The 24,379-nt window shown below is 67.2% G+C and carries 26 protein-coding genes and 1 tRNA gene; 9 read left to right on the top strand and 18 right to left on the bottom strand.

All coding sequences use genetic code 11. The annotated features are described in order from the left end of the window. On the bottom strand, window positions 1-1,393 hold a 1,393-nt coding region (locus ACT4N8_RS08705), incomplete at its 3' end, for an AAA family ATPase (protein WP_444857739.1). A gap of 125 nt (window positions 1,394-1,518) precedes the next feature. Continuing rightward, window positions 1,519-1,716: a DUF1192 domain-containing protein gene (locus ACT4N8_RS08700; protein WP_444857738.1), complete on the bottom strand. Its 198-nt coding sequence runs from the start codon at window positions 1,714-1,716 to the stop codon at window positions 1,519-1,521. Between the two features lie 108 nt (window positions 1,717-1,824). Here ACT4N8_RS08700 and ACT4N8_RS08695 point away from each other — a divergent pair, with 108 nt between their 5' ends. The 5 genes from ACT4N8_RS08695 (at window position 1,825) to ACT4N8_RS08675 (ending at window position 4,900) form a co-directional block, all read left to right on the top strand. Beyond that, window positions 1,825-2,145, top strand: a complete 321-nt coding sequence (locus ACT4N8_RS08695) for an ArsR/SmtB family transcription factor (RefSeq protein ID WP_444857737.1) — start codon at window positions 1,825-1,827, stop codon at window positions 2,143-2,145. An 11-nt stretch (window positions 2,146-2,156) separates the two neighbouring features. Continuing rightward, window positions 2,157-2,627, top strand: a complete 471-nt coding sequence (locus tag ACT4N8_RS08690; RefSeq protein ID WP_444857736.1) for an SRPBCC domain-containing protein — start codon at window positions 2,157-2,159, stop codon at window positions 2,625-2,627. 49 nt (window positions 2,628-2,676) lie between these two features. Next, complete coding sequence (locus ACT4N8_RS08685) at window positions 2,677-3,678, top strand: NAD(P)H-quinone oxidoreductase (RefSeq protein ID WP_444857735.1); 1,002 nt, start codon at window positions 2,677-2,679, stop codon at window positions 3,676-3,678. Beyond that, window positions 3,675-4,295, top strand: coding sequence for a glutathione S-transferase family protein (locus ACT4N8_RS08680; protein WP_444857734.1), 621 nt, complete (start codon window positions 3,675-3,677; stop codon window positions 4,293-4,295). Before ACT4N8_RS08685 ends, ACT4N8_RS08680 begins: the two co-directional genes overlap by 4 nt. A gap of 62 nt (window positions 4,296-4,357) precedes the next feature. Further along, window positions 4,358-4,900 (top strand): hypothetical protein, encoded by a 543-nt coding sequence (locus ACT4N8_RS08675; RefSeq protein ID WP_444857733.1) that lies wholly within the window; start codon window positions 4,358-4,360, stop codon window positions 4,898-4,900. Here ACT4N8_RS08675 and ACT4N8_RS08670 read toward each other — a convergent pair. Genes ACT4N8_RS08670 through ACT4N8_RS08640 form a run of 7 tightly spaced genes read right to left on the bottom strand, consistent with a single transcriptional unit; the run spans window position 4,870 to window position 12,342 of the window. Next, complete coding sequence (locus tag ACT4N8_RS08670; protein ID WP_444857732.1) at window positions 4,870-6,438, bottom strand: AMP-binding protein; 1,569 nt, start codon at window positions 6,436-6,438, stop codon at window positions 4,870-4,872. The two genes, ACT4N8_RS08675 and ACT4N8_RS08670, sit on opposite strands and share 31 nt — an antisense overlap. Further along, window positions 6,435-6,827, bottom strand: coding sequence for a RidA family protein (locus tag ACT4N8_RS08665; protein WP_444857731.1), 393 nt, complete (start codon window positions 6,825-6,827; stop codon window positions 6,435-6,437). The genes ACT4N8_RS08670 and ACT4N8_RS08665 overlap by 4 nt, the downstream gene beginning before the upstream one ends. After that, on the bottom strand, window positions 6,824-7,990 hold the full coding sequence (locus tag ACT4N8_RS08660) for an acyl-CoA dehydrogenase family protein (protein WP_444857730.1): 1,167 nt from the start codon (window positions 7,988-7,990) through the stop codon (window positions 6,824-6,826). The genes ACT4N8_RS08665 and ACT4N8_RS08660 overlap by 4 nt, the downstream gene beginning before the upstream one ends. After that, window positions 7,990-8,799 (bottom strand): enoyl-CoA hydratase family protein, encoded by an 810-nt coding sequence (locus ACT4N8_RS08655; RefSeq protein WP_444857729.1) that lies wholly within the window; start codon window positions 8,797-8,799, stop codon window positions 7,990-7,992. The genes ACT4N8_RS08660 and ACT4N8_RS08655 overlap by 1 nt, the downstream gene beginning before the upstream one ends. Further along, window positions 8,796-9,296: a MarR family winged helix-turn-helix transcriptional regulator gene (locus ACT4N8_RS08650; RefSeq protein ID WP_444857728.1), complete on the bottom strand. Its 501-nt coding sequence runs from the start codon at window positions 9,294-9,296 to the stop codon at window positions 8,796-8,798. The genes ACT4N8_RS08655 and ACT4N8_RS08650 overlap by 4 nt, the downstream gene beginning before the upstream one ends. Next, window positions 9,293-10,054, bottom strand: coding sequence for an SDR family NAD(P)-dependent oxidoreductase (locus ACT4N8_RS08645; RefSeq protein WP_444857727.1), 762 nt, complete (start codon window positions 10,052-10,054; stop codon window positions 9,293-9,295). Before ACT4N8_RS08645 ends, ACT4N8_RS08650 begins: the two co-directional genes overlap by 4 nt. Continuing rightward, on the bottom strand, window positions 10,051-12,342 hold the full coding sequence (locus ACT4N8_RS08640; protein ID WP_444857726.1) for a bifunctional salicylyl-CoA 5-hydroxylase/oxidoreductase: 2,292 nt from the start codon (window positions 12,340-12,342) through the stop codon (window positions 10,051-10,053). Before ACT4N8_RS08640 ends, ACT4N8_RS08645 begins: the two co-directional genes overlap by 4 nt. 129 nt (window positions 12,343-12,471) lie before the next feature. On the opposite strand from ACT4N8_RS08640, the gene ACT4N8_RS08635 reads away from it, so the two are divergent. After that, complete coding sequence (locus tag ACT4N8_RS08635) at window positions 12,472-12,972, top strand: sterol desaturase family protein (protein ID WP_444857725.1); 501 nt, start codon at window positions 12,472-12,474, stop codon at window positions 12,970-12,972. On the opposite strand, the gene ACT4N8_RS08630 is transcribed toward ACT4N8_RS08635, so the two are convergent. From ACT4N8_RS08630 to crtY, 3 genes are read right to left on the bottom strand one after another with little or no spacing between them, the layout of a single operon-like run. Beyond that, complete coding sequence (locus ACT4N8_RS08630) at window positions 12,962-13,870, bottom strand: phytoene/squalene synthase family protein (protein WP_444857724.1); 909 nt, start codon at window positions 13,868-13,870, stop codon at window positions 12,962-12,964. The two genes, ACT4N8_RS08635 and ACT4N8_RS08630, sit on opposite strands and share 11 nt — an antisense overlap. Continuing rightward, entirely contained in the window at window positions 13,854-15,335 is a 1,482-nt protein-coding gene (locus tag ACT4N8_RS08625; RefSeq protein WP_444857723.1) for a phytoene desaturase, read from the bottom strand. The genes ACT4N8_RS08630 and ACT4N8_RS08625 overlap by 17 nt, the downstream gene beginning before the upstream one ends. Then, window positions 15,332-16,420: a lycopene beta-cyclase CrtY gene (crtY, locus tag ACT4N8_RS08620; RefSeq protein WP_444857722.1), complete on the bottom strand. Its 1,089-nt coding sequence runs from the start codon at window positions 16,418-16,420 to the stop codon at window positions 15,332-15,334. Before crtY ends, ACT4N8_RS08625 begins: the two co-directional genes overlap by 4 nt. Window positions 16,421-16,471: 51 nt before the next feature. Here crtY and ACT4N8_RS08615 point away from each other — a divergent pair, with 51 nt between their 5' ends. After that, the gene (locus tag ACT4N8_RS08615; protein WP_444857740.1) at window positions 16,472-17,248 is read left to right on the top strand and encodes a sterol desaturase family protein; all 777 of its coding nucleotides are present in this window, start codon (window positions 16,472-16,474) and stop codon (window positions 17,246-17,248) included. Next, on the top strand, window positions 17,187-17,612 hold the full coding sequence (locus tag ACT4N8_RS08610; protein WP_444857721.1) for a DUF2141 domain-containing protein: 426 nt from the start codon (window positions 17,187-17,189) through the stop codon (window positions 17,610-17,612). The genes ACT4N8_RS08615 and ACT4N8_RS08610 overlap by 62 nt, the downstream gene beginning before the upstream one ends. 7 nt (window positions 17,613-17,619) lie before the next feature. Here the strand turns inward: ACT4N8_RS08610 and ACT4N8_RS08605 are convergent. From ACT4N8_RS08605 to ACT4N8_RS08580, 6 genes are all read right to left on the bottom strand, one after another. Then, a tRNA-Thr gene (locus ACT4N8_RS08605) sits at window positions 17,620-17,695 on the bottom strand. A gap of 26 nt (window positions 17,696-17,721) precedes the next feature. Beyond that, entirely contained in the window at window positions 17,722-18,579 is an 858-nt protein-coding gene (locus ACT4N8_RS08600) for a hypothetical protein (RefSeq protein ID WP_444857720.1), read from the bottom strand. Next, the gene (locus ACT4N8_RS08595; protein WP_444857719.1) at window positions 18,576-18,935 is read right to left on the bottom strand and encodes an MmcQ/YjbR family DNA-binding protein; all 360 of its coding nucleotides are present in this window, start codon (window positions 18,933-18,935) and stop codon (window positions 18,576-18,578) included. The genes ACT4N8_RS08600 and ACT4N8_RS08595 overlap by 4 nt, the downstream gene beginning before the upstream one ends. Continuing rightward, window positions 18,932-19,645, bottom strand: a complete 714-nt coding sequence (locus tag ACT4N8_RS08590) for a hypothetical protein (protein WP_444857718.1) — start codon at window positions 19,643-19,645, stop codon at window positions 18,932-18,934. Before ACT4N8_RS08590 ends, ACT4N8_RS08595 begins: the two co-directional genes overlap by 4 nt. Further along, the gene (locus ACT4N8_RS08585; RefSeq protein WP_444857717.1) at window positions 19,629-20,945 is read right to left on the bottom strand and encodes a replication-associated recombination protein A; all 1,317 of its coding nucleotides are present in this window, start codon (window positions 20,943-20,945) and stop codon (window positions 19,629-19,631) included. Before ACT4N8_RS08585 ends, ACT4N8_RS08590 begins: the two co-directional genes overlap by 17 nt. Window positions 20,946-20,975: 30 nt before the next feature. Beyond that, window positions 20,976-23,174 carry a M20/M25/M40 family metallo-hydrolase gene (locus ACT4N8_RS08580; RefSeq protein ID WP_444857716.1) on the bottom strand — a complete coding sequence of 733 codons (2,199 nt, stop codon included), beginning with the start codon at window positions 23,172-23,174 and terminating at the stop codon, window positions 20,976-20,978. A 90-nt stretch (window positions 23,175-23,264) separates the two neighbouring features. Here ACT4N8_RS08580 and ACT4N8_RS08575 point away from each other — a divergent pair, with 90 nt between their 5' ends. After that, entirely contained in the window at window positions 23,265-24,284 is a 1,020-nt protein-coding gene (locus ACT4N8_RS08575) for an aspartate-semialdehyde dehydrogenase (protein ID WP_444857715.1), read from the top strand. The last annotated feature ends 95 nt before the right edge of the window (window positions 24,285-24,379 follow it).

Genomic DNA, 24,379 nt, shown 5'->3' with positions numbered 1-24,379 from the left:
GGATCCGCGCCATGGTGGAGATGACCGTCTCGATCTCCTTCACGGTGATCGTCTTCTTGCGCTTCGAAGGGACGACGAGCATTTGCATCGCGCCGACCTCGTCGATCACGTCGATCGCCTTGTCGGGCAGCTTGCGGTCGTTGATGTACTTGGCCGACAGGTCGACGGCCGCCTTCACCGCGTCGTCGGTGTAGGTGACGTTGTGGTGCTGCTCGTAGACCGGCTTCAGGCCGGTCATGATCTTGATCGCGTCGGGCGTGTATTTGACCTTGTGATGCTCCTCGAACGCCGAGCGCAGGCCGGCGAGGATCTTGACCGTGTCCTCGACGGTCGGCTCGTTGACGTCGATCTTCTGGAAGCGCCGGAGCAGCGCCCGGTCCTTCTCGAAATGGTTGCGAAACTCCTTGTAGGTGGTCGATCCAATGCAGCGGATCGCGCCGTTGGAGAGCGCCGGCTTCAGCAGGTTCGACGCGTCCATCGCGCCGCCCGAGGTGGCGCCGGCGCCGATCACGGTGTGGATCTCATCGATGAACAGAATGGCGTCCGGGAGCTTTTCCAGCTCGTTCACCACTGCTTTCAGCCGCTCTTCGAAATCGCCGCGATAGCGGGTGCCGGCGAGCAAGGCGCCCATGTCGAGCGAATAAATGACCGCGGGCTTGAGCACGTCGGGCACGTCACCCTCGACGATCTTGCGCGCTAGCCCCTCGGCGATCGCGGTCTTGCCGACGCCGGGATCGCCGACGTAGAGCGGGTTGTTCTTCGAGCGGCGGCAGAGGATTTGGACCGTCCGGTCGACCTCCGGCCCACGTCCGATCAGCGGGTCGACGCGGCCTTCCTCGGCCTTCTCGTTCAGATTCACGGTGAACTGCTTCAGCGCGGATTCGGGCTTCTTCTTGCCTTCTTCCTGCTTCGATTCGTCGGCGCCCTTGACCTCGGTGGGCTGCGCGGCAGGCTCGCCCTTGCCGACGCCGTGGGAGATGTAGGTGACCGCGTCGAGGCGGCTCATGTCCTGCTGCTGCAGAAAATAGACGGCATAGCTCTCGCGCTCTGAGAAGAGCGCGACCAGCACGTTGGCGCCGGTCACCTCGTCGCGGCCCGAGGACTGGACGTGGAGGATGGCGCGCTGGACGACGCGCTGGAAGCCGCTGGTCGGCGAGGGGTCCGTGTCCGCCTCGACCTTGAGCGCCTCGAGCTCGTTGTCGAGATAGTGGCGGACCTGGTCCTTCAGTTCGCCGAGATTGGCGCCGCACGCCTCCATCACCCGCCCGGCATGGACGTCCTCGATCAAAGCGAGCAGCAGATGTTCGAGCGTCGCATATTCGTGGCGGCGGCCGCTGGCCTCGCCAAGCGCGTTGTGCAGCGTCTGCTCGAGCTCACGGGCGAAAGAAGGCATTCGATACTCCTGTCGGCCCGAACACCGATTCCGGGGCCATGGCCATAATGTCGGGCTTTAGGCGCCGATCATCAAGCGCCCGCCCGAAACAGCTGGGGAAAACCCGGAAGCGAGGGCCTCCCCGATCACTTCTTGAATAAGTCGTCGGCGCTTGCCCGGAAGTTAACCGATTGGTCGCGCTTGGCCTTCACCCGCGCGATTTCCGCCTCCAGCAGGGCGATCCGCGCCTCCAGCTCGTCGACCGAGAGCGGGTCGAGATCCTGCTTCGCGAGCTGCTTCAGCGGGTCGTCGGGCTTGTCGGGGAAAAGCTCGTCGAGATCCATGGCCCGAGACTCGCGCGCTTCGCGAGCGCTGTCAATCTTGGGGGAAGGTGCGCTTGACGCGGCTTGCTGATCTGAATAACATACTAGTTATATAACAAAGATGCTATGATGAATCTGGACAGTACATTTTCGGCCCTTTCCGATCCCACCCGCCGGGCGATCTTGACGCGGCTGAGCGGCGGGGAGGCGAGCGTGATGGACCTCGCCCGTCCCTTCGCCATGTCGCAGCCCGCAGTCTCGCGCCATCTCAAGGTGCTGGAACGCGCCGGACTGATCGAGCGGCGAATCGAGGGAAGCCGGCGCCCCTGCCGGCTCGCCCCGCATGCGCTCGACGAGATCGACCGCTGGCTCGCCATGCTCCGCCAGGCGCTCGAGAAAAATTACAGCCGGCTGGACGCTGTGCTCGATGCGATGCCCTCGAAACATTGAAAGGACGATCGATGACCGCGCTGAAACTCGAGACAGAAGGCGACCGCCACGTCGTCGTCACCCGCCGCTTCGCTGCCTCGCCGGAAAAGGTGTATCGCGCCCATGTCGAGCCCGACATCATCCAGCAATGGATGCTCGGCCCGGACGGTTGGACGATGCCGGTCTGCATCAGCGAGGCGAGACCGGGTGGCCAGATTCGCTACGAATGGTCCAATGGCCAGGGCGGCGGTTTCCATCTGACCGGCGAATTCGTCTCGCTGGAGCCCTATAGGCGCATCGTTCACGTCGAGCGCATGCACTTGCCGGATCCGACGCCCGACAATCATGTAGAAACGATCTTCGAGGCCGATGGAGAGGGCACGCTGATGACCATGCGCATGACGCTTCCCGACGAGGCGACCCGCACGATGATGCTGTCCACCGGCATGGAGACCGGCATGGAGGCCGGCTATGTACGGCTGGAGACCCTGATAGGGCGTTGACCGGCGCCGCGCCGGCCCGATAAGCCATGGCTTTCAATGGGGGATTTCGGTGCCGGAGCTGCCCGAGACGATGGATGCGATCGATCCCGCCGGGCCGGGAGGGCCCGAGGTGCTCGAGCTGGTCCGGCGGCCGGTGCCCGAACCGGGCAATGACCAGGTCCTGATCAAAGTCGCCGCGGCGGGGGTGAACCGGCCGGACGTGCTGCAACGGCGCGGCCTCTATCCGCCGCCGCCCGGGGCGTCCACAATTCCCGGTCTCGAAGTGGCGGGAGGCATCGTCGATCTCGGCAACGGCGCCGCCTACGAGATGATAGGCCAGGCGGTCTGCACCCTGGTGCCGGGGGGCGGCTACGCCGAATATGTGGTGGCCTCGGCGGAGACGTTGCTGCCCGTGCCCCGCGGACTGACTAGGGTTGAGGCCGCGGCGTTGCCGGAAACGCTCTTCACGGTGTGGACCAACCTCTTCGAGCGGGCCTTCGGCCGCGAGGGTGAAAGCGTGCTCGTCCATGGCGGCACCAGCGGGATCGGCACGATGGCGATTTCGCTGGGGCAATTGTTCGGGCTCAATGTCATCGTCACCTGCGGCAGCGACGAGAAATGCCGCCGTGCCGAGGCGCTCGGCGCGGCGCATGCGATCAACTACCGGAGCCAGGATTTCGTCGACGAGGTGCGGAAGCTGACCGACGGCCGCGGCGTCGACATCGTCCTCGACATGGTCGGGGGCGACTATTTGCCGCGCAATCTCGATTGCCTCGCCGAAGAGGGACGACATGTCTCGATCGCCGCCCAGCGCGGTCCGAACGTCGAAATCAACCTCGTCAAGGTGATGGGCAAGCGCCTGACCCTGACCGGCTCCTTCCTCCGGCCGCGTTCGGCCGCGTTCAAAGCGATGGTCGCCGACGAGCTCGCCAACATGGTCTGGCCCTTCGTCGCCGACGGGAGACTGAGGCCGGTGATCGATTCGACCTTCCCGCTTGCGGAGGCCGCCGAGGCGCACCGGCGAATGGAAGCCGGCGAGCATGTCGGCAAGATCGTGCTGGAGGTGAGATGAGCGAACGGATGATCCTTCACGAATATGCCGCGTCGGGAAATTGCTACAAGATCCGGCTGACCGCGGCCCTGCTCGGCCTATCTCTCGAGCGGCGCGAATATGACATCATGAAGGGCGAGACGCGGACGCCCGAGTTCCTCGCCAACGTCAACGCCAACGGCCGCATCCCCGTGCTCCAGGTGGGCGAGCGCTTCATTCCGGAGAGCAACGCCGCCTGCTTCTATCTCGCCGAGGGCTCGTCGCTCGTCCCGGCCGACCGCTTCGACCGTGCGGACATGCTGCGCTGGATGTTCTGGGAGCAGTATACTCACGAGCCGAACGTGGCGACCCTGCGCTTTTGGTACGGCTGGATCGGCGAGGAGAATTTCAGCGAGGTCCAGCGCGTCAACCTGCCCGGCAAGCGCGCGGCGGGCGAGGCGGCATTGAAGCTGATGGACGAGGATCTCGCCGAGCGGGCATGGCTCGTCGGAGCCGGCCTCACCCTCGCCGACATCGCCCTCTACGCCTACACCCATGTCGCCGAGGACGGCGGCTACCGCCTCGGCGACTATCCGGCGGTGCAGGCCTGGCTGAAGCGCGTGGAGGCAACGCCCGGCTACGTCGGCATCGACGCCTAAGTCACGATATTGCACGCATTTGTCGCACCCGATAAGCCTGAGCCGGTTATTCGGGGGAATCGATGACTACCTCGCGTCTGGTCCTGATCGTGCTCGTCCTTTTCGTCGCGGCCAGCCTGATCTTCGGCGACCGCCCTTGGTCGTTGACGAGCGCGCCGCGCGTCGCCGAGATCGATACGCTGCCGGACAGTCCCGCGCTCGCTTCGGTGCGCCGCTATACGGAAATCGGTTCGGGCACCCTTCCATATCCCGCGCGACGCACGCCGTTCGCGCCGGGGTTTGGGCCCCCGCCGCTCAAGGTCGGCTGGGCATATCGGGAGGTCAGCCTCGTCGGCATGCCGCTTTGGGCCTATCCCGAGGGTGGTCTCGTCACTTATTTCGAGCGGCCGGACGGCATCCAGGTGGCGCTGCTCGGTCCCGAGCAGGCGGTGCTGCTCGACCGAATCACTGGCCGCGATTACGCGCGGCGCGACTTTCCCTGGTTTCAATACGTCTGGGGATTCCTGCTCCCGCTCGGCATCCTGCTCTGGACCGGGCTTCGGCGCCGCGAGCTGTGGCGCGCCGAGGAACGCTTCTACGAGGAAGCGGCCTCCCGCAGCGCATAGCGCTGGAGCTTGCCGGTCGCGGTCTTGGGCAGCGCGTCGACGAACTTGATCTCGCGGGGATATTTGTAGGGGGCGATCGCCGCCTTCACATGATCCTGGAGGATCTCAACCACGCCGGCATCCGGGGCGTAGCCCGGGGCGAGCACGACGAAAGCCTTCACCTTCTGCCCGCGCTTTTCGCAGGGCGCCCCGATCACCGCGCATTCCTGCACGGCCGCATGGCCGAGCAGCGCGTTCTCCACCTCGGGCGCGGCGATATTGTAGCCCGAGGAGATGATCATGTCGTCGGAGCGGGCGAGGTACCAGAAATAGCCCTCCTCGTCCTTGCGGTAGGTGTCGCCGGTGACGTTCCAGCCGTCGATCACGTAATTGGCCTGGCGCGGATCGTCGAAATAGCGGCAGCCTGTCGGGCCTTTCACGGCGAGCCGGCCGGTGCCGCTCTCCATCGGCCGGTTCTCTTCGTCGAGCACGGTCGCGACATAGCCCGGCACGGCCCTGCCGGTCGCGCCGGGGCGGATGTCGTCGCCGCTCGCGGAGATGAAGATGTGCATCATCTCGGTCGCGCCGATGCCGTCGACGATGCGCAGGTCCATGGCCTCGCGCCAAGCATGCCAGGTCGCCGCCGGCAGATGCTCGCCGGCAGAGACACAGGTGTGCAAGCTGGAGATGTCGTACTCGACCAGCAGCGGGATCATCGCCTTGTAGGCGGTCGGCGCGGTGGCGAGCGTCGTCACCTTGTGACGTGCGATCGCATCGAGCAAAGGCTTCGGCCCCGGCGTCTCGATCGTCACCGCGGTACCGCCGAACCGCCAGGGAAAGATCAGGAGTTGGCCGAGGCCGAAGGTGAAGGCAATCGGCGCCGAGCAGGCCCAGCGGTCTCCGGCCTTGGGCTTCAGCACATAGCGCGCGAAGCTGTCCGCACTGGCGAGAATGTCGCGGTGATAGTGGACGCAGCCCTTGGGCTGGCCGGTCGTGCCCGAGGTGAAGGCGACGAGCGCGACGTCGTCCCGACCGCTGTCGGCGGGCGAGAAGCCGGGCGCGACATCGTCGATCCAGGCGAAGCCCTTGTCGCCGTCATATTCCAGCACCGAGCCGACCCCGCCCGCCGCGTCGAAATCCGCGCGGGTGCGGGCATCGACGATCGCGTGGCCGACCTTGGCCCGCTCGAGGATCGTCGCCACCTCGCCCGGGCGCAGCATCGGCATGGTCGCCACGACCACGCCGCCCGCTTTCAGCACGCCGAGCCATGACGCGAACAGCATCGCGTTGTTCGGCCCGCGCAGGAAGACGCGATTGCCGGGGACCAGCCCCTCCCGCTCGACCAATCGCCGCGCGATCCGGTCGGAGAGGTCCGCCATCTCGCCATAAGTCCAGCATCCGGCATCGTTGACCACCGCGAGCGCGTCCCGGTCCTGTCGATCGATCAGCTCGACCGCTGCATTCAGCCGCTCAGGATATTGAAGTTCCGGCAAGGTGAAGAGGAAGTCCGGCTGCTTCTCTGGCGGCGGCAGACCGTCTTCGATGAAGCTGTCGATCATTCGGACACCACGGCAGTCGTTTCGATCTCGATTTTCGCCTTCGGCTCGACCAGCGCGCTCACGGCGACCACGGCCATCGCCGGAAAGTTACGCCCGATCGTCTCGCGCCAGGCCGCGCCGATCTCGGCCAGGCTGGCGCGATAGGCTTGAATGTCGGTGACGTAGCAGGTCATTCGCACGATATGCTCGGGACCGGCTCCGTCCTCGGCGAGGATGGCGAGCGTATTGGCGAGCACCTGCCGGAACTGGCCGGCGAGGTCGGGCGAGACGAGCTTCTCGTCGGCGTCCCAGCCGATCACGCCCGCGGTGACGATCATGCGCCCGCTCGCTGAAATCCCGTTCGCATAGCCCTTCGGCCGCGGCCAGCCGGGTGGGAGCAGCGCTTTCATTTCCCGAACTCCGCGAGATGGTTGCGGGCGATCACCACCTTCTGAACCTCCGAGGCGCCTTCATAAATGCGGAGCGCGCGAATTTCCCGGTACAGCCGCTCGACGGGCACGCCGACGGTGACGCCGAGGCCGCCGAAAATCTGCACCGCCTTGTCGATCACGTTCTGGGCCGAATCGGTGGCGTGGAGCTTGGCGAGCGCCGCCTCGCGGCTGTTGCGGCGCCCTTGAACGTCGCGAACCCAGGCGGCGCGGTAGACCAGCAGCGCCGAGGCATCGACGTCGAGCACCATCTCGGCGAGCATCGACTGGACGATGGCGTTGTCGGCCAACATGCCGCCACCGGACCTGCGCGTCGCCGCACGCCCGGTGGCCTCGTCCAGCGCCCGCCGCGCGAAACCGAGCGCCGCCGCGCCGACGGTCGTGCGGAACACGTCCAAAGTCGCCATCGCCTGGGCGAAGCCCTTGCCGCGCTCGCCGAGCAGCGCAGAGTGGGGGAGGCGCATGTCGTTGAACCTGAGCGTCGCGAGTGGGTGCGGGGCGATCACCTCGATCCGCTCGCCGTCGTCGAGCCCGTCCGTTCCCGCCTCGACGACGAAGGCCGAAATTCCCCTCGTCCCCGGCACCTCGCCGGTGCGGGCGAACAGAACATAGAAATCGGCGATGCCGCCGTTGGAGATGTAGGTTTTCGCGCCTTGGACGACGAAGCCGTCTCGGTCCGCCGCGGCCTCGGTCTCCATCTGCGCCACGTCAGAGCCCGAGATCGGCTCGGTGAGCGCAAAGGCGGCGATCTTCTTCCCAACCGCCACCGCCGGCAGATAGTCCCGGCGCTGCGCCTCGGAGCCGAACAGGCTGATCGTCCCCGATCCCAGCCCCTGCATCGCGAAGGCGAAGTCGGCGAGCCCGTCGTGCCGCGCCAGCGTCTCGCGGATCAGCGCCAGCGAGCGGACGTCGAGCGCCTCGTGGAAGCCGCCCCAAGCGGCCGGCACGCAATAACGCAGCCAGCCGCCGTCGCCGAGCTTGCGCACCAGCGTGCGGCACGCGGCGTCGACATCCGTGCCATGCCCCTCCGCCAACTCGGAACGGCACCATTTCTCCAGCTCACCCGCCAGCCGCCGGTGCGACTCGTCGAAGAAGGGCCAATCGAGGAAGGTGCGATCCGCCATCAGTCGCCCTTGAACTCCGGCGTCCGCTTCGCGGCGAAGGCCTCGAAGGCGCGCTTGAAGTCGTTGGTCGCCATGCAGATCGCCTGGGCCTGCGCCTCCATCTCGATCGCGGTCTCCAGGCTCACCGCCCATTCGGCGTTGAGCTGGGTCTTGGTCATGCCATGGGCGAAGGTGGGTCCCTCGGCGAGGCCGCGCGCCAGCGCCTGCGCCTCGTCGAGCAATCGCCCGGCTGGCACTAGCCGGTTGTGAAAGCCCCAGCGTTCCCCCTCCTCGGCGCTCATCATCCGCCCGGTGAAAAGCAGTTCGGAGGCGCGGCCCTGGCCGATGATCCGCGGCAGAATCGCGCAGGCCCCCATGTCACAGCCGGCGAGACCGACCCGGGTGAAGAGGAACCCCACCTTCGTCTCGGGCGTCGCGATCCTTATGACCGAGGCCATCGCGACGATCGCGCCGGCGCCGGCGCAAATCCCGTCGAGCGCGGCGACGATCGGCTGCGGGCAGCCGCGCATTGCCTTGACCAGGTCGCCGGTCATCCGGGTGAAATCGAGCAGCTCGGGCATCGCCATCCCGGTCAGCGGCCCGATGATCTCATGGACGTCGCCGCCCGAGCTGAAATTGCCGCCGGCCCCGGTCACGACCACCGCCTTGACCTCGCGCGCGTAGACGAGCGCCCGAAACATGTCGCGAAGTTCGGCATAGGATTCGAAGGTCAGCGGGTTCTTCCGCTCGGGCCGATTGAGCGTCACCGTCGCGACGCCGGCCTCGAACGACCACAGGAAGTGGGCGGGATTGAACCTTGCCGGGTTCATCGCGGCGGCCGCCGGTTGGCCGAGGCGCGGGCGATCGACATCTTCATCGTACCCAACGCCACGTAGAGCCGCTCGCGCTGGGTGTAATCGAGCGCCGACAGCATCTGGTCGATCCAGTCGTTGTGCGCGCGGGCGAGCTTGTTGAAGACCTGCTTGCCCTCGGGGGTGAGCTTGACGATCTGGGTTCGGCGGTCGGTGGGGAGGGGCTTCATCTCGATCAGTCCGTCGCGCACCAGGTTGCGGGCGAGCATCGTGACGTTGCCGTTGGAGACGAGCAAGGCCTGGGAGAGCTCGCCCATATTCATGCCGTCGGGGTTGCGGTCGAGCGCGGCGAGCACGTCGAAGCGCGGCAGCGTCATGTTGCGGTCGACGAAGCGGCGCTGCAGCTCCTTTTCGATCGCCATCGAGCAGCTCAGCAGTCGCAGCCAGACGCGGACGCTCGAGCGGTCGCCCAGCGCTCCGTCATGCTTTTCGCGGATCGGCACCGTATGCTTCATGTCACTTCCCCTCCCGCCACCACGAGCGCCTGCCCGGTCACCGATCGGCTGTCCGGCAGGCAGAGCCACAGCACCGCATTCGCCACTTCTTGCGGAGTCACCAGCCGTCCCTGCGGGTTGAAGCGCGCCAGCTCGGCGCGCGCCTCCGCTTCGCTTCGCCCAGTCTTGTCGCGGATGCGGGCGATCGCATCCTGAACCAGATCGGTGTCGGTGAAGCCAGGACAGACGGCGTTAACGGTGAGATTGGTCCGAGCGAATTCCGCGGCCAGTACACGGGTCAGGCCGACGGCGCCGTGCTTCGCGGCGGCATAAGCGGCGGTATAGGCATAGCCCTTGAGGCCCGCGGTCGAGGCCACGGTGACGATCCGCCCATTCTCGGCTGCGAGCAGGTCCGGTAGCGCCGCCTGGCAGCAATGGAAGACCGCGTCGAGATTGACCGCCAGCGCGGCCCGCCAAGCCTCGTCGCTTGTTTTGGCGAATTGGGCGCTCTCGGCCGCGCCCGCATTGTTGACGAGGATCGTGATCGATCCCTGCGCCTCGCGGGCGAGCGCGAAACAGTCTTCGATCGCCTCCCGGTTGGTGACGTCGCAGGGCGCGACGAGCGCATCATAGGGGCCGGAGGCGACCTCCTCCAATTTGTCTCGGCGGCGCCCGACCAGGGTCAGCTTCGCGCCCTCCGCGCCGAGGGCGCGGGCGATGGCGGCGCCGATCCCGGTACCTCCGCCGGTAATCAACGCGTGCTGTCCGGCGAGCCTCATGCCTTCAACTCCGCCTCGCGCGCGAGGTTGCGCGCGAGCTGATCCATCCCTCCGAGATAGGGGGGCGGGACGTGGACGCGGCGATAATCCTGCGCCGCCGCCGCGCGGAGCGTCCACATCGGGTCGATCAGGTGCGGCCGCGCCAGCGCGACCAGATCGGCGCGGCCGGCGGCGAGGATCGAATTGGCATGGTCGGGCTCGTAGATGTTGCCCACCGCCATCGTCGTCAGCCGTCCCTCGTTGCGGATCTGGTCGGCGAAGGGGGTCTGGAACATCCGCCCGTAGATCGGCTGGCAATCGGCCCAGGTCTGGCCGGCGGAGACGTCGATCAGGTCGGCGCCCGCCTCGACGAAGGCGCGGCCGATCTCCACCGCCTCGTCCGGCGTCACGCCGAGATCGCCCATCCAGTCGTTGGCGGAAATGCGCACCGACATGGGCCGCTCCGCCGGCCAGGCATCGCGCATCGCCCGGAACACTTCGAGCGGGAAGCGCAGCCGGTTCTCCAGACCGCCGCCATATTCGTCGCTGCGCTTGTTGGTCAGCGGGGTGATGAAGGAGGAGAGGAGATAGCCGTGCGCGGCGTGAAGCTCGACCATGTCGAAGCCGGCCTCGAGCCCCAGCTCCGTCGCTAAGACGAACTGGGCGACCACTTCGTCCATGTCGGCGCGGGTCATCGGCCGCGGCACCTGGTTGTCGGGGCTCCACGGCACGTCTGAGGCGGCCATGACCGGCCAGTTGCCGCTCTCCAGCGGCACGTCATAGCCCTCCCAGCCGACTTTGGTTGAGCCCTTTGGCCCGGAATGGCCGAGCTGGAGGCAGAATTTCGCCTTCGAGTGCGCGTGGACGAAATCGACGATCCGCTTCCACGCCGCGACATGTTCGGACGCATAGATGCCGGCGCAGCCCGGCGTGATCCGCCCCTCGGGCGAGACGCAGGTCATCTCGGTATAGACCAAACCCGCGCCGCCTTTCGCCCGCTCGCCATAGTGGACGAGGTGGAAATCGTTCGGGCAGCCATCCTCGGCGGAATACATCGCCATCGGTGAGACGACGACGCGGTTCGCCACCTCCATGTTGCGCAGCCGGAACGGCGCGAACATCGGCGGCGCGGGTTCGTTCACCGGCCGCCCCTGCGCCTGGCTCTGGAACCAGCGCTCGACGCTCTCCAGCCAAGCCCTGTCGCGCAGCCGCAGATTCTCGTGGGAGACGCGCTGCGAGCGGGTGAGCAGCGAATAAGCGAACTGGATCGGCTCGAAATGGAGGTAGCGGTCGAGCGTCTCGAACCATTCGGTCGAGTTGCGCGCGCTGTTCTGGAGCTTGAGCACCTCGAGATTGCGTTCGGCCTGATATTCGGCGAGCGCCATCTCGCGGGTGAGGCCGGGCCGGTTGAGCACCTCGGCGAGCTTGATCGCGTCCTCCAGCGCGAGCTTGGTGCCCGACCCGATCGAGAAATGCGCGGTGTGAGCGGCGTCGCCCAAGAGGATCAGATTCTCATAGTCCCAGCGGTCGCAGACGATTCGCCGGAAATTGAGCCAGGCTTGCGGCCCCCGCAAATGGGTCGCGTTCGAGATAAGCGCGTGCCCGTCCAGATACTTCGCGAAAATGCGCTCACAGAGCGCGATCGCCTCCGGCTGGTCCATGCTGTCGAGCCCGAGCCCGGCCCAGGTTTCGGGGTCCATCTCGACGATAAAGGTCGAGAGATCGTCGTCGAAGCGATAGGCGTGGGCCCAGATCCAGCCGGCCTCGGTCTTCTCGAAGGCGAAGGTGAAGGCCTCGAACACCTTGGAGGTGCCGAACCAGAAGAACTTGTTCCTGCGAACCTGGATGTCGACGCCGAAATGTTCCTCGTAGCGGTCGCGGATGCGACTGTTGGCACCGTCGGCGGCGATAACGAGGTCGTAGTCCCGCCAGTCGGCGAGATCGGGGCTCGCCTCATGCTCGAAATGAAGCTCGACGCCGAGTTCGCGCGCCCGCTCCTGGAGGATGTTGAGCAGCCGCTTGCGGCCGATGCCGATGAAGCCATGGCCGGAGGAGCGGATCGTCTGCCCGTGAATGTGGACGTCGATATCGTCCCAATGCGCGAATTCGCTAGCGACCAAAGCCCCCGACACGGCGTCGTTCTGCATGAGGTTCCCGACCGTCTGGTCGGAAAAGACGACGCCCCAGCCGAACGTGTCGTCGGGCCGGTTGCGCTCGAACACGGCGACGAAATGCGCGGGATCGCGCAGCTTCATGGAAATCGCGAAATAGCGCCCGGCGGGGCCACCGCCGAGGCACGCGACTCGCATCCCCGCCTCCCAGATAGTTAAGGCCTAAACTATCTCGCTCCCCGTCTGCGTCAAGGGCGGCGAATCGGCGTGCCATCCCAATGCGTTGCGGGCGTGACGGACGCGGTCTGGAGGCGTATAGGCTGCCGCATGGCCTGGCTGACCGGGATTCTCCTCTTCCTCGCGACCGTGATCGCGATGGAGGGCGTCGCTTATGCGGCGCACCGCTGGGTGATGCACGGCCCCGGCTGGGTTCTGCATGAAAGCCATCATCGCCCGCGCACCGGCAATTGGGAATTGAACGACCTTTACGCGGTGATCTTCGCCGTCCCCTCGATCACCCTGATCTTCGGCGGCGTGAATCTCGATTGGGGCGGCTGGGCGATCTGGGTCGGGGCGGGCATCGCCGCTTATGGCGCGATCTATTTCGGCTTCCACGACGTCATCGTACACAAGAGGCTCAACCACCGCTATGTCGCGCGCTCGAACTATATGAAGCGGATCGTCCAGGCGCACCGCCTGCACCATGCGGTCGAGACCAAGCAGGGGACAGTGAGTTTCGGCTTCCTCTGTGCCCCGCCCGCGGAGGAACTGAAGGCTGAGCTCAAGCGCCGCGAGCGCGCCGGCGTGCGGGCGCCGGTCAGGCCCTAGGCCGGGTCCACAGCCCGGTCCGGTCGACAGGCGCGGGGCGGTCGCCGCATTCGACCAGCGAATTAATCATCATCACCAGTTTGGCCGGCTTGTGCACCACGGTGCGGCTGTCCCAGGCGGCGGGGCCGCGCCCGACGACCTTGCGCGCGATCCCGCCATAGATGTTCGCCGCCGACAGCACCGCCCAGCGCGCGCGGAAGGGCAGGCGCGCGGCGCCGACCCGCGCCGACGCTTCGTACTCGGCGACCAGGGTGGCGAGGCGCTCGGCGATGCGGGCGAGGGCAGGGCGGTCCGCCGGATCGACGGTGCCCCAGTCGCTCGGAATATAGACCCGGCCGACATTGTGGTCTTCGACGATGTCGCGGGCGATATTGGCGAGCTGGAAGGCGAGGCCGAGATCGGCGGCGCGGTCGAGCGTGTCCTCGTCGTCCGGCGCGACCCCCATGATCACCGCCATCATGCAGCCGACCGCGCCCGCGACATGGTAGCAATAGCGGAGGAGATCGTCCTCGCGCTCAGGCCGCCAGCCCTGCGCGTCGAGCGCGAAGCCGGCGAGATGATCGTCCATGAAGCGGCGCGGGATGCCGCATTCCGCCGCGACCACGCGCAGCGCGTCGAACGGCGCGACGCCGACCGTCTCGCCGGCCAGCGCCCGGTCGGTCGTCTCGCGGATAAAGGCGATCCGCCGCTCGGGATCGGCCGGGGCGGTGGCGCCGTGGCCTAGCGTCTGCCCGTCGGCGAGGTCGTCGCAGGCGCGGCACCAGCTGTAGAGCAGCCAGGCCCGCTCGCGGGTCGGCTGATCGAACAGGTTGGAGGCTAAGCGGAACGACTTGGAGCCCTCGCGGATGATCCGCTCGGCCTCCGCGACCAGCGAGGCGCGTTCAGCGGGCGAGGTCATCGATCATCAGTCCCGCGGTCGCCTTGGCGCTGCCGACCACGCCCGGAATGCCGGCGCCCGGATGCGTTCCCGCGCCGACGAAATAGAGGTTCGGGATCTTGTCGTCGCGATTGTGGACGCGAAACCAGGCGCTCTGCGTCAGGAGCGGCTCGAGGCTGAAGGCCGAGCCGAGGTGCGCGCCCAAATCCTGCGCGAAATCCTGCGGCGTATAATGGAACAGGGTCGTGATCCGATCGCGCAGTCCGGGAATCAGCCGCTCCTCGAGCACTTGGAGAATCCGATCGCGATAAAGCGGCCCCTCGACGGCCCAATCGATCGGCAGCTTGCCGAGATGCGGCACCGGGGCGAGCGCATAAAGCGTCGAGTGCCCCTCCGGCGCCATGCCGGGATCGGTGACGGTCGGGTGGTGGAGATAGAGCGAAGGATCGTCCGCCAGCCGGCCATGGTCGTAAATGTCGCCGAGCAGCTCCCGATAGCGCGGGCCGAACAGGATTGTGTGATGGCGCACATCCGGCAGCGCGCCTTTCACCCCGAAATGGACCACGAACAGCGACGGCGAGAAGCGCTTGCGCTTGAGCTTCGCCGCCGCGGCGGGTCCGCGCTTGTGTCCTTCGATCAGGCCGTAGCTATGGACCACGTCGCCGTTCGAGGCGACCGCTTCGAACGATTCGCGCCACCCGCTCTTCGTCCGCACGCCCGTCGCGCGCGTCCCGTCGCTTTCGATCGCCTCGACCGGATCGGCTAGGCGGAGCTTGCCGCCGAGCCGCTCGAAATGGCGGACCATCCCGGAGACCAGCCTGTTGGTGCCGCCGCGCGCGAACCAGACGCCGCCGTCGCGCTCCAGCTTGTGGATCAGCGAATAGATCGAGCTCGTCGCCATCGGGTTGCCGCCGACGAGCAGGGTGTGGAAGGACAGCGCCTGCCTGAGTCGCGGGTCGCGGACGAAGCCCGAGACGATCGAAAAGACCGAGCGCCAGGCCTGGTAGCGGGCGAGGCTCGGCCCCGCCTTGATCATCGAGGCGAAGTCGAGGAACGGCACTGCACCCAGCTTCTCATAGCCCTCGCGATAGACCCCGGCGGAATAATCGAGGAACTTGCGGTAGCCCGCGACGTCTTCCGGATTGAGCGCCGCGATCTGGCGCTCCAGCTCGGGATCGTCGTTGCTGTAGTCGAACACGGTCCCGTCGGGCCAGGTGAGGCGATAGAAAGGGGTGACCGGAACGAGCTCGACGTCCGCCGCCATCTCCGCGCCGCTCAGCGCCCACAGCTCCTTCAGGCAATCCGGATCGGTGATGACGGTCGGCCCGGCGTCGAAGACATGGCCGTCCTTCTCCCAATAATAAGCGCGTCCGCCCGGCTTGTCGCGCGCCTCGATCACGGTTGTCGCGATCCCGGCCGACTGGAGCCGGATCGCGAGCGCGAGGCCGCCGAAACCGGCTCCGATCACCGCCGCCCGCTTCGTCATCCGACGAGGGCCTTCAGCGCCCGTCCGAGCGGCACGGGCGGCTTACCCGAAAGAATTCGCATCTTGTCTGGGAACGTCAACTTGGCAGCGTAAAAGCGCTCGATCAGGTCCGCGTCGAGCCGGTAGAAATGTTCGAGCACACGGTAGCGCTCGGCCGGCGCGGCGGCGCGAAATAGCATTTTGTCCAGCAGCCGGTAGAAGCCGCGCGCCTTCCACAGCCGCTTGGCCTCGGCGCGCAGCAGCGCGGGCAATGCGGAGAAATCTGGCTGTCGGGCGATCAGCAGCGCGATCCGCACCGCATCCGGAAGCGAATAGCCGGTGGTCGGATGGAAGAAGCCGCCGCGCAGCCCGATCCGCGCGGTCCGGTCGCCCTCCGGCCAGAAAGCGTCGAAATCGCCGCCCATCGCCACTGGAAGCACACCCGCTTCCTCCTTCTCGAGCGCGGCCAGGCGCCAGCCTTGCGCTTTCGCATAGGCCTCGATCCGCATCCCGATTTCCGCGCGGTCGAGCGCCGGATCGGTGCTGTAGTAGGTGTCCTCGATCAGCAGGCGGTCCTCGGCGAAGGGCAGGCAATAGACGAAGCGGTAGCCGTCCGCTTGATCGACGCAAGCGTCCATCACGATCGGCCGGGCGAGCCCGTGCGGGCGCTCCAGCCGATATTCCCGACCGACGAACTTCTGCCAACCGAGCTCGAGCGCGTCGAGATTGGCCGCCCCGCGCGCGTCGATGTCGATCCGCTCCGCCGTCGTGCCCAGCCGGTACTGATCCGGCCGCAGCCGCTCGCGCACCAGCACATCGAGTAGCTCGGAGCGTGTGGAATTGTAGCGCGTCGGCAATGTACGGGCCCGCTTGGGAAAGCGCACGTCATAGCCGTCCCAAATCCGGGCGATGATCGGCTCGATCAGCCAGCGATTCTCCGCGGCCACGTCCGCGTCGAAAAAGGACCAGATATGGTTGCCGCCGAAGCTCTCGGTCTGCTCTACCAGCAGGAACTCAATTTCCGGCCTGAGCTTCGCGAGCGCGAGTGCGGTCAGGCAGCCGGCAAGGCCACCGCCGGCGATCGTCAATGGCTGCGCCCCGCTCACGGCGCCTCCTTACGCAGGCGCGCGGCCTCGTGTAAGGGGTGCGGCGTGGATATCTTCGCCGCCGTCTTCCTCTCGATCCTCGCCATGACGGTCATCGTCGGTGCCCGCTATCTCGCCGTCAGCGGCGGCTTCGCCCTTCTGACCCGGGCGCGCTTCCCCGGCCTCTATCGAGGCCTCGAGCCGCAAATCCGCCGCGAAATCTCCTGGTCGCTCGCCAGCGCCTTCCTCTACGGCGCCCCGGCGGGACTGCTCGCCTGGGGCTGGCAGGCGCATGGCTGGACGCGGGTCTATTCGGACGTGGGCGCTTATCCGCTCTGGTGGTTGCCCGCCTCGGTGCTCGTCTACCTCCTGCTCCACGACGCCTGGTTCTACTGGACCCACCGGCTGATGCACCGGCCCCGGCTGTTCCGCGCCGCCCATGCCGTCCACCACGCCAGCCGTCCGCCGACCGCCTGGGCGGCGATGAGCTTTCACCCCTGGGAGGCGCTGACCGGCGCCGTCGTCATTCCCGTCCTCGTCCTCACCGTCCCGATCCACGTTGGCGCACTTGGTGTCGTACTGGCAATCATGACGGTGATGGGCGTCACCAATCATATGGGCTGGGAGCTGTTCCCGCGCCGCCTTGTCGAAGGGCCGGCGGGCGAATGGCTGATCACGGCCAGCCACCATCAGCGTCACCACGAACAATATGGATGCAATTATGGACTTTATTTCCGATTCTGGGACCGGCTCTGCGGCACGGACCGCGGGCTGGGCGAATTCCGCCATGCAAGCGCTGCTCCCGCTCGGCCTGTTCGCCCTGCTGACGGGGCAAGCCAGCCCGGCTGAGCTGGAAATCCAGGTCCAGGGCCTGCGCAACGCCAACGGCCAGGTCCGCCTCTGCCTGACCCGCAATCCGGCCCATTTCCCCGACTGCAACGGTGATCCCGCGGCAGTAAAGCGCTCGCTCCCGACCCGGGCGGCGGCGAGTATCCGGCTGCGCGGCGTCGCGCCGGGAATCTACGCGCTCTCGGTCATCCACGACGAAAATGGCGACGGTCGGCTCAACCGCTTCATGGCGATCCCGCGCGAAGGCTTCGGCTTCTCGCGCAACCCCCGCATCCGCATGGGCCCGCCCCGCTTCGACGAGGTCCGCTTCCAAGTGAGCGGCGGCGTCGTTCGTCAGGCGGTGCAGATGCGCTATTTGCTGTAGTCGGGAATGGTGCCGGTTGCAGGATTCGAACCCGCGACCTTCGGTTTACAAAACCGCTGCTCTACCAGCTGAGCTAAACCGGCTTGCCCAAGCGCATAGCGCAAATGGGCTAAGCAACGCCGAACGTCCAGCCCTCGGTGCGGGCGAGCTCGGGGGTCAGACCCGGCGGCGCGAATGCATCAGGCTCGCTTTGCGCGAGCGCGCGCATCCCGGCCGCGGTCACGAGGGCGTCGGTCTGATGGTCGTTCGGCTCGAAGCGCAGCTGGGCGGGGGCGCTTCCCAGCCCGTTGAGCGCGGGATTGAGCTCGGCGCGCGAACGAACCTTCGTTCCCGAGAGGCCCGCTCGCCGCAGATAGATGCGGGTGTAGATTTCGACCACGGCGCTGCCATGGTCCGGCAGCGCGTCCATTGGCCAGATCGCGACCTTGCCGTCCAGCCGGTGAAGGAGCCGCATTCCGGAAAAGCTCGCCTTGGCGACCTGGGCCGCGCCGATCGCATCATAGGCGCTCGCCGTCTTGCGGCCGCCCAAGGCGTTCAGCCTCGCGTCGCAGCGGCGGAAGTGGATGAACCGGGCCTTTTCCCCGTCCGCGACTCCGAAATAGAAGTGGCGGCGGTGCGCCTCGTCGAGAAAGCTTGCGGCGCCGAGGTCATCATCGTCGCACCGGCTCTCGACATAGGCCCAGAATTCTCGCGCGGTCGAAGGGATGCCGCGTTCGCCGGGCAGATATTCGCCACGCTCGGCAATCGGCGGGGCGAAGCTGAAGTCGAAGCCGAACAGGGTCGGCGCTTTCGCCGCCTCGGCAAGCAGCCAGTCGAGCACCTCCGTTCGGGACCAGATATGCGCGGGCCGCACCAGCGCGGGGGCGGCCGTCCCCGCTTCGCACATCGCAACCGCGATGCCCTTGTGTCTCTTTCCCTTCGCGCCCGACCAATCAATCGCGGCGAAGCGCGTGAAGCGGTACGTCACCCCTTCTTCCGCGAGCGCGGCGGCTTCATCGCCGCAGTCCAGTCGCGCGACCTTTCGATCAGCGCGCGAACCCGCTCCGGGTCGGCGCTGTCGAAGCGGACGAGCACCGCCGGCCAGCCTTCGTAATGCGGCGTTTGCCAGAAGCTGTCCGGGTCGGTCTCCTTCAATATCTCGACACTGTCGAGGTCGATCGCGACCCCGAACGAGCTCTCCGCCTCGCGCCCGATGTAGAGGAAGGCGCGGCCGTTCGAGGCGACCTTGACCGCGGGCTTGCCGTAGCTGGTCGAAAGCATCGTGTCGGGGAGGGACAATGCGAAGGCGACGACCTTATCCCAGCTGTCGAGCGGTTCGCTCATGGCTGGGTCGCGTCCACCACACCGCAGGCGGGCTGGTCGTGGCTGGCGAGTAGCTGGATGGGCTCGCCCACCTCGACGCCGAAATGGGTGCGCGGCGCGGTCGGAAGGTCGCGTTCCTGGCCCTCCGGCGGCCGCCACGTGGCGGCGACGGCACTCAACCGGACGCAATCTTCCCGCGGCCAGCCGTCGATCCGCCAATCCTCGCCCTCCGGCAGGGCGTCGGTAAAGAAAAGCTGGACGGCGCCGTCCGGCCGAATCTCCCACAGGCCGAGCCCCTCGAGATTGCCCCATCCGGAGCCTGAAAATTGCACCGCAGCGAAATGCCGCCCGTCAGGCGAGAATGCCGGCATCTCGCCCGTCTCGATCATGGCGGCTTCGCCGGCCATCGCCCGGTCGACCAGCGAATATCCGTAGAATTCGTAGCCCGAGAAGGAGAAGCCGACGAACCGGCCGTCGCCGAACCGGCGGAAGTCCTCCGGTTCATACTCCCTGATATTGATGGCGATGTCGTTGCCGTTCAGGCCGCGCACGACCAGGCGGTCGCGGCCGACCTCCCGGAACATGGCACGAAGCTCGGCCGAAATTGCAGGCACCCGCCTGGGCCGGCCGAGTGCTTCTTCCAGCTCGCTGGGACCGGCCGGCTCCTGCGCAAGGCCGGCCGTCCCGAACAGCGCGCCGGCCAAAAGGACGAGACTAAGCCTTCTTCGCACGCTGCTCCTCCCACCAGGCGACGCGCTCGGCGATCTTCTTCTCGAGGCCGCGATCGGTCGGCACGTAATAGATCTGCGGCGCCATTTCCTCCGGCCAGTAATTGTCGCCGGAAAAGCCGCCCTCGGCATCATGGTCGTATTGATAGCCCTGGCCGTAGCCGATCTGCTTCATCAGCTTGGTCGGGGCGTTGAGGATGTTCTTCGGCGGCATCAGCGAGCCGGTCTCCTTCGCGCTCCGCCAGGCGGATTTCTGCGCCATATAGGCGGCGTTCGATTTGGGCGCGGTGGCGAGATAGAGGCAGGCCTGGACGATGGCGAGCTCGCCCTCGGGGCTCCCGAGGAAATCGTAGGTGTCCTTGGCCGCGATGCACTGGACCAATGCATTGGGATCGGCGAGGCCGATATCCTCCGATGCGGCGCGGGTGAGGCGGCGGAGCATAAAAAGCGGCTCCTCGCCGGCGACGAGCATCCGCGCGAGATAGTAGAGCGCCGCTTGCGGATCCGAGCCGCGGATCGCTTTGTGCAGCGCCGAGATGAGATTGTAATGGCCTTCGCGATCCTTGTCGTAGACCGCGACGCGGCGGTGGAGCAGAGCCGCCAGCTCGCCCGGCTCCAGCGGCTTTTCCAGCTCGATCGAGAACAGGGTTTCGGCCTGGTTCAGGAGGAAGCGACCGTCGCCGTCGGCGGTCGCGACCAAGGCGTCGCGCGCTTCCGGCGTCAGCGGCAAGGCGCGGCCCTCTAGCGCCTCGGCGCGGTCGAGCAATTTGCACAAAGCGGCGGTGTCGAGCCGGTTGAGGATCAGCACCTGCGCGCGGCTCAGGAGCGCCGCGTTCAGCTCGAAGCTCGGATTCTCGGTGGTCGCGCCGACCAGCACCACCGTGCCGTCCTCGACATAGGGCAGGAAGCCGTCCTGCTGCGCGCGGTTGAAGCGGTGGATCTCGTCCACGAACAGCAACGTCGTCTTGCCGATCTTCATATGTTCGCGCGCCTCGGCGAAGACCTTCTTGAGGTCCGCGACGCCCGAGAAGACCGCCGAGATCGCCACGAAGCGCATCCCCACCGCATCGGCGAGCAGCCGCGCGATCGTCGTCTTGCCGGTGCCCGGCGGCCCCCAGAGGATCATCGAGGCGAGCTTGCCCGCCGCGACCATCCGCCCGATCGCGCCGTCGGGCCCGGTCAGATGCTCCTGCCCGACCACCTCGTCTAGCTTCCGCGGCCTGAGCCGATCCGCGAGCGGCGCGTTTTCGGATGGCGCGGCCGGCGGCGCGGGCGGGGGATCGTCGTGGAAGAGATCGGCCACGTCCGGCGGTTAGCCGATTTCGCGCGCGCCCTAAAGCCGCAGCCTGTCGATCGCGATCGTCGAGTCGGCGCCGTATTGCGGGCGGGCATTGGCAGGTCGCGCGGCGACGAGCGGCGATGCCTCGGCCGGCAGGCCGCTGCGTGAGCCGACGACGATCAGCTCGACCGGGTCGGCGCGAGTCACGACAACATCGACGGTCGCGCCGTCGCAGCTGCGTCCGATGCAGCGCCAGATCGCGCGTTCCTCCGGTCCGGCGCCCATTCGTTCATCGTCGCCAAAGACGAAGCTTGCCCGCGTCTCGCGCGGCGCGATCAGGGTGACCGCTTCCGCGCCGTTCGTAGCGAGCCGCAGGCGCACGCGGCGCTGCTCGCCGCCGTGCTGCGTACCGATTACGGTGATGCCGGGCGCCTGGACCGGCAAAGCAGGCGCCGCCGTCACCCAGCGCCGCCGCGTCGAGTAAGGCAGCTCGGTTCGCTCCCATTCGACCGCAAGAGGCACCGCCGCGCCGTCATTGTTGACCGCCCAGCGGCCGCTTCGCCCCTCGGCGTCCCAGACATATTCGATGGCGAATTGCTGCTGCCGGTCGGCGCTGTAGGCCGGGGTCAGCGCCACCGCGCCCCAGCCGATCAGGAACAGATCGCCCGCGCCGCCCCAGATGAAAACGGGCCGGATCAGCGCGATCAGCGGCTTCCGCTCGATCAGCGCGGGGAGCAGGATGATCGCCCCCAGCGGCGCGAACGTCCAGTGCGGCCCGCCGTTCATCAGCTCCTCGAACAAAGCGAGCGCCGGACCGAACGTCAGATAGAGGAGCCCAATCGCCGCCCACGCGCCGATCCGCTCGGCGTGCGGGCTCCACAGCATCGCGGCCATGCCGAGCGCGGCGGCGAGCGGCGGGGCTAGGAAGAAGATCGCCGCGCCCGGCGCGACCACGCAGAGCAGGGCGCCGAGCAGGGTGAACAGCAGCCAGAAAGCGGCGCGCAGCCGCGTCCGCTCGCCGTCGCGCGCGATCAATTTGAGCGCGAGCAGGGCGGCGGTGATCGCGCAGGCATAGACGGCGAGGCCCGTCACCCAGGGAAAGGCGCGCCAATAATCGCCGTCGCGGAGCAGGCCAAGGAGGAACTGGCCGAGCCAGGCGAGCGCCGTCGCGCCGGCGAGCGTCGCAATCATCGCGAGCAACGGCCGGCCGAGCGCGCCGCGCCGCCAGCCGGTGATCAGGAAGAAGAGCAGGACGAGGCCGAGCAGGACGAAGCCGAACAGCATCGGTAGCGTCACCAGGAAACGGCCGAGCACGTCGGTGTAGATGCGCTGGCCCTCCGCCGCCGGCGCCGCGCCCGCCGCGACGATCCGGGTCGCCGCCAGCGTCTGCTCGCCCATATGCTGGAGGCTGCGCCGGTCGAGCGCGGCCATGTCGTCTCCCGCGCTGTGATAGCGCGTCTCATTGCCGATGATCGCGAAGTTGAGGATCGTCCAGGGCGCGGCGCGGAACACGGTGACGTCGGTCGAATTGGGGATCAGGCCGTAAAGGTCGGTGGTCAGCGAATTGGCGGCGGGCCGCTCGGCGGCGGCGCGATAGAGCGCGATCGCCGCCGCATTGGGCTGGCTGGTCTCGAACATGATCGCCGGCCCCGTGACGCCGCGCGCCTCGAGATTGATCAGCGTGTCGACGCGCTCGCGGAGCGGGTCGCGCTCGAGGAAGGCGCGGGCGCCGATCAGGCCCATCTCCTCGCCCTCGTTGAACAGGAAGGTGACCGGGCGCGCGAGCGCCTGCCCGCGCAGCAGCGCCGCCGTTTCCAGCAGGGTGGCTACCCCGATCCCCGCATCCGCGGCGCCAGGCCCGGCGAAGGTGCTGTCATAATGAGCGGAGAGGAGGAGGTGTTGGCCCTCGTCCGGTCCGATCGTCGCGATGACATTGCGCACCCGGGCGCAGCTCACCGTGCGCCGCCGGACGAAGTCGTTGCAGGCGAAATCGTCGGTGACGCGCGGCTCGAGCCCGACGCTCCGCATCTCCGCGATCAGCCGCGCGCGCACCGCGTCGTTGGCGGCGCTGTCGACCGGGTGCGGCCGCTCGTCGCCGAGGATGCGCTGGAGCCGTGCCGCCGCCCGATTGGCGTCGAACCCCGCGCCCCCGGCGGCCGGCGGCGTGGGCAGCGCGATCAGCATCCCCTTCACTGCCATCGCGAGAAGCAGCAGCGCAATCGCCCCGGTCAGCATCAGTCCCGCCCGAACCATCGCCCCTCCTTGCGCCCGCGCCCCGGCATGCCATATCGCCACGGCGGGCCCGTTGCGATAGTGGCGGCGGCCCAAACGGAGACACATCACATGGGTTATCGGGTCGTGGTCGTCGGGGCGACCGGCAATGTCGGGCGCGAGATGCTGAACATCCTCGCCGAGCGGGCCTTCCCGGCGGACGAGATCGCCGCCGTCGCCAGCCCGCGTTCGACCGGGGACCTCATCGACTTCGGCGATTCGGGCCAGGAGCTCAAGGTTCGCAACATCGAGCATTTCGATTTCGCCGGCTGGGACATCGCGCTCTTCGCGGCGGGCTCCGCGGTGTCGAAGGCCTATGCGCCCAAAGCCGCGGCGGCGGGCTGCACGGTGATCGACAACAGCTCGCTCTACCGGATGGACCCGGACGTGCCCTTGATCGTGCCGGAGGTGAACGCGGCGGCGATCGACGGCTATCGGGCGCGCAACATCATCGCCAACCCGAATTGCTCGACCGCGCAGCTGGTGGTGGCATTAAAGCCGCTGCACGACGCCGCGACGATCAAGCGGGTCGTCGTCGCCACCTACCAGTCCGTGTCCGGCGCCGGAAAAGCGGGGATGGACGAGCTCTTTGAGCAGAGCCGCAACATCTTCGTCGGCGATTCCAACGAGCCCGCCAAATTCCCCAAGCAGATCGCGTTCAACGTCATCCCCCAGGCGGGCGATTTCCTCGAGGACGGCTCGACCACCGAGGAATGGAAGCTGATGGTCGAAACCAAGAAGATCCTCGATCCCAGGATCAAGATCAGCGCCACCTGCGTCCGCGTCCCCGTCTTCGTCGGCCACAGCGAGGAGATCAACATCGAGTTCGAGAAGGAAATTTCGGCCGAGGAGGCCCAGGCGATCCTGCGCGAGGCGCCGGGTGTGATGCTGGTCGATAAGCGCGAGGACGGCGGCTACGTCACCCCGGTCGAGTGCGTCGGCGAATATGCCACCTATGTCAGCCGCGTGCGCGAGGATTCCACGGTCGAGAACGGCCTCTCGCTCTGGTGTGTCTCGGACAATCTCCGCAAGGGCGCCGCGCTCAACGCCATCCAGATCGCCGAGGAGATGATCGGGCGGGGGCTGGTCTAGCCGGCTGGCCGTTGGTCGCTGGACGGCAGCAGACGGCGAACGACAGACAGCGGACAAGGGGATCGACCAGGCCGCAAGCATGCGCTCAGAGCTAA

The organism is Sphingosinicella sp., from assembly GCF_052387495.1.
In the GTDB taxonomy this organism is placed as follows: domain Bacteria; phylum Pseudomonadota; class Alphaproteobacteria; order Sphingomonadales; family Sphingomonadaceae; genus Allosphingosinicella.
Note: the sequence above shows the minus strand (reverse complement) of the source record. Positions and strands in the feature narration are given on the sequence as shown.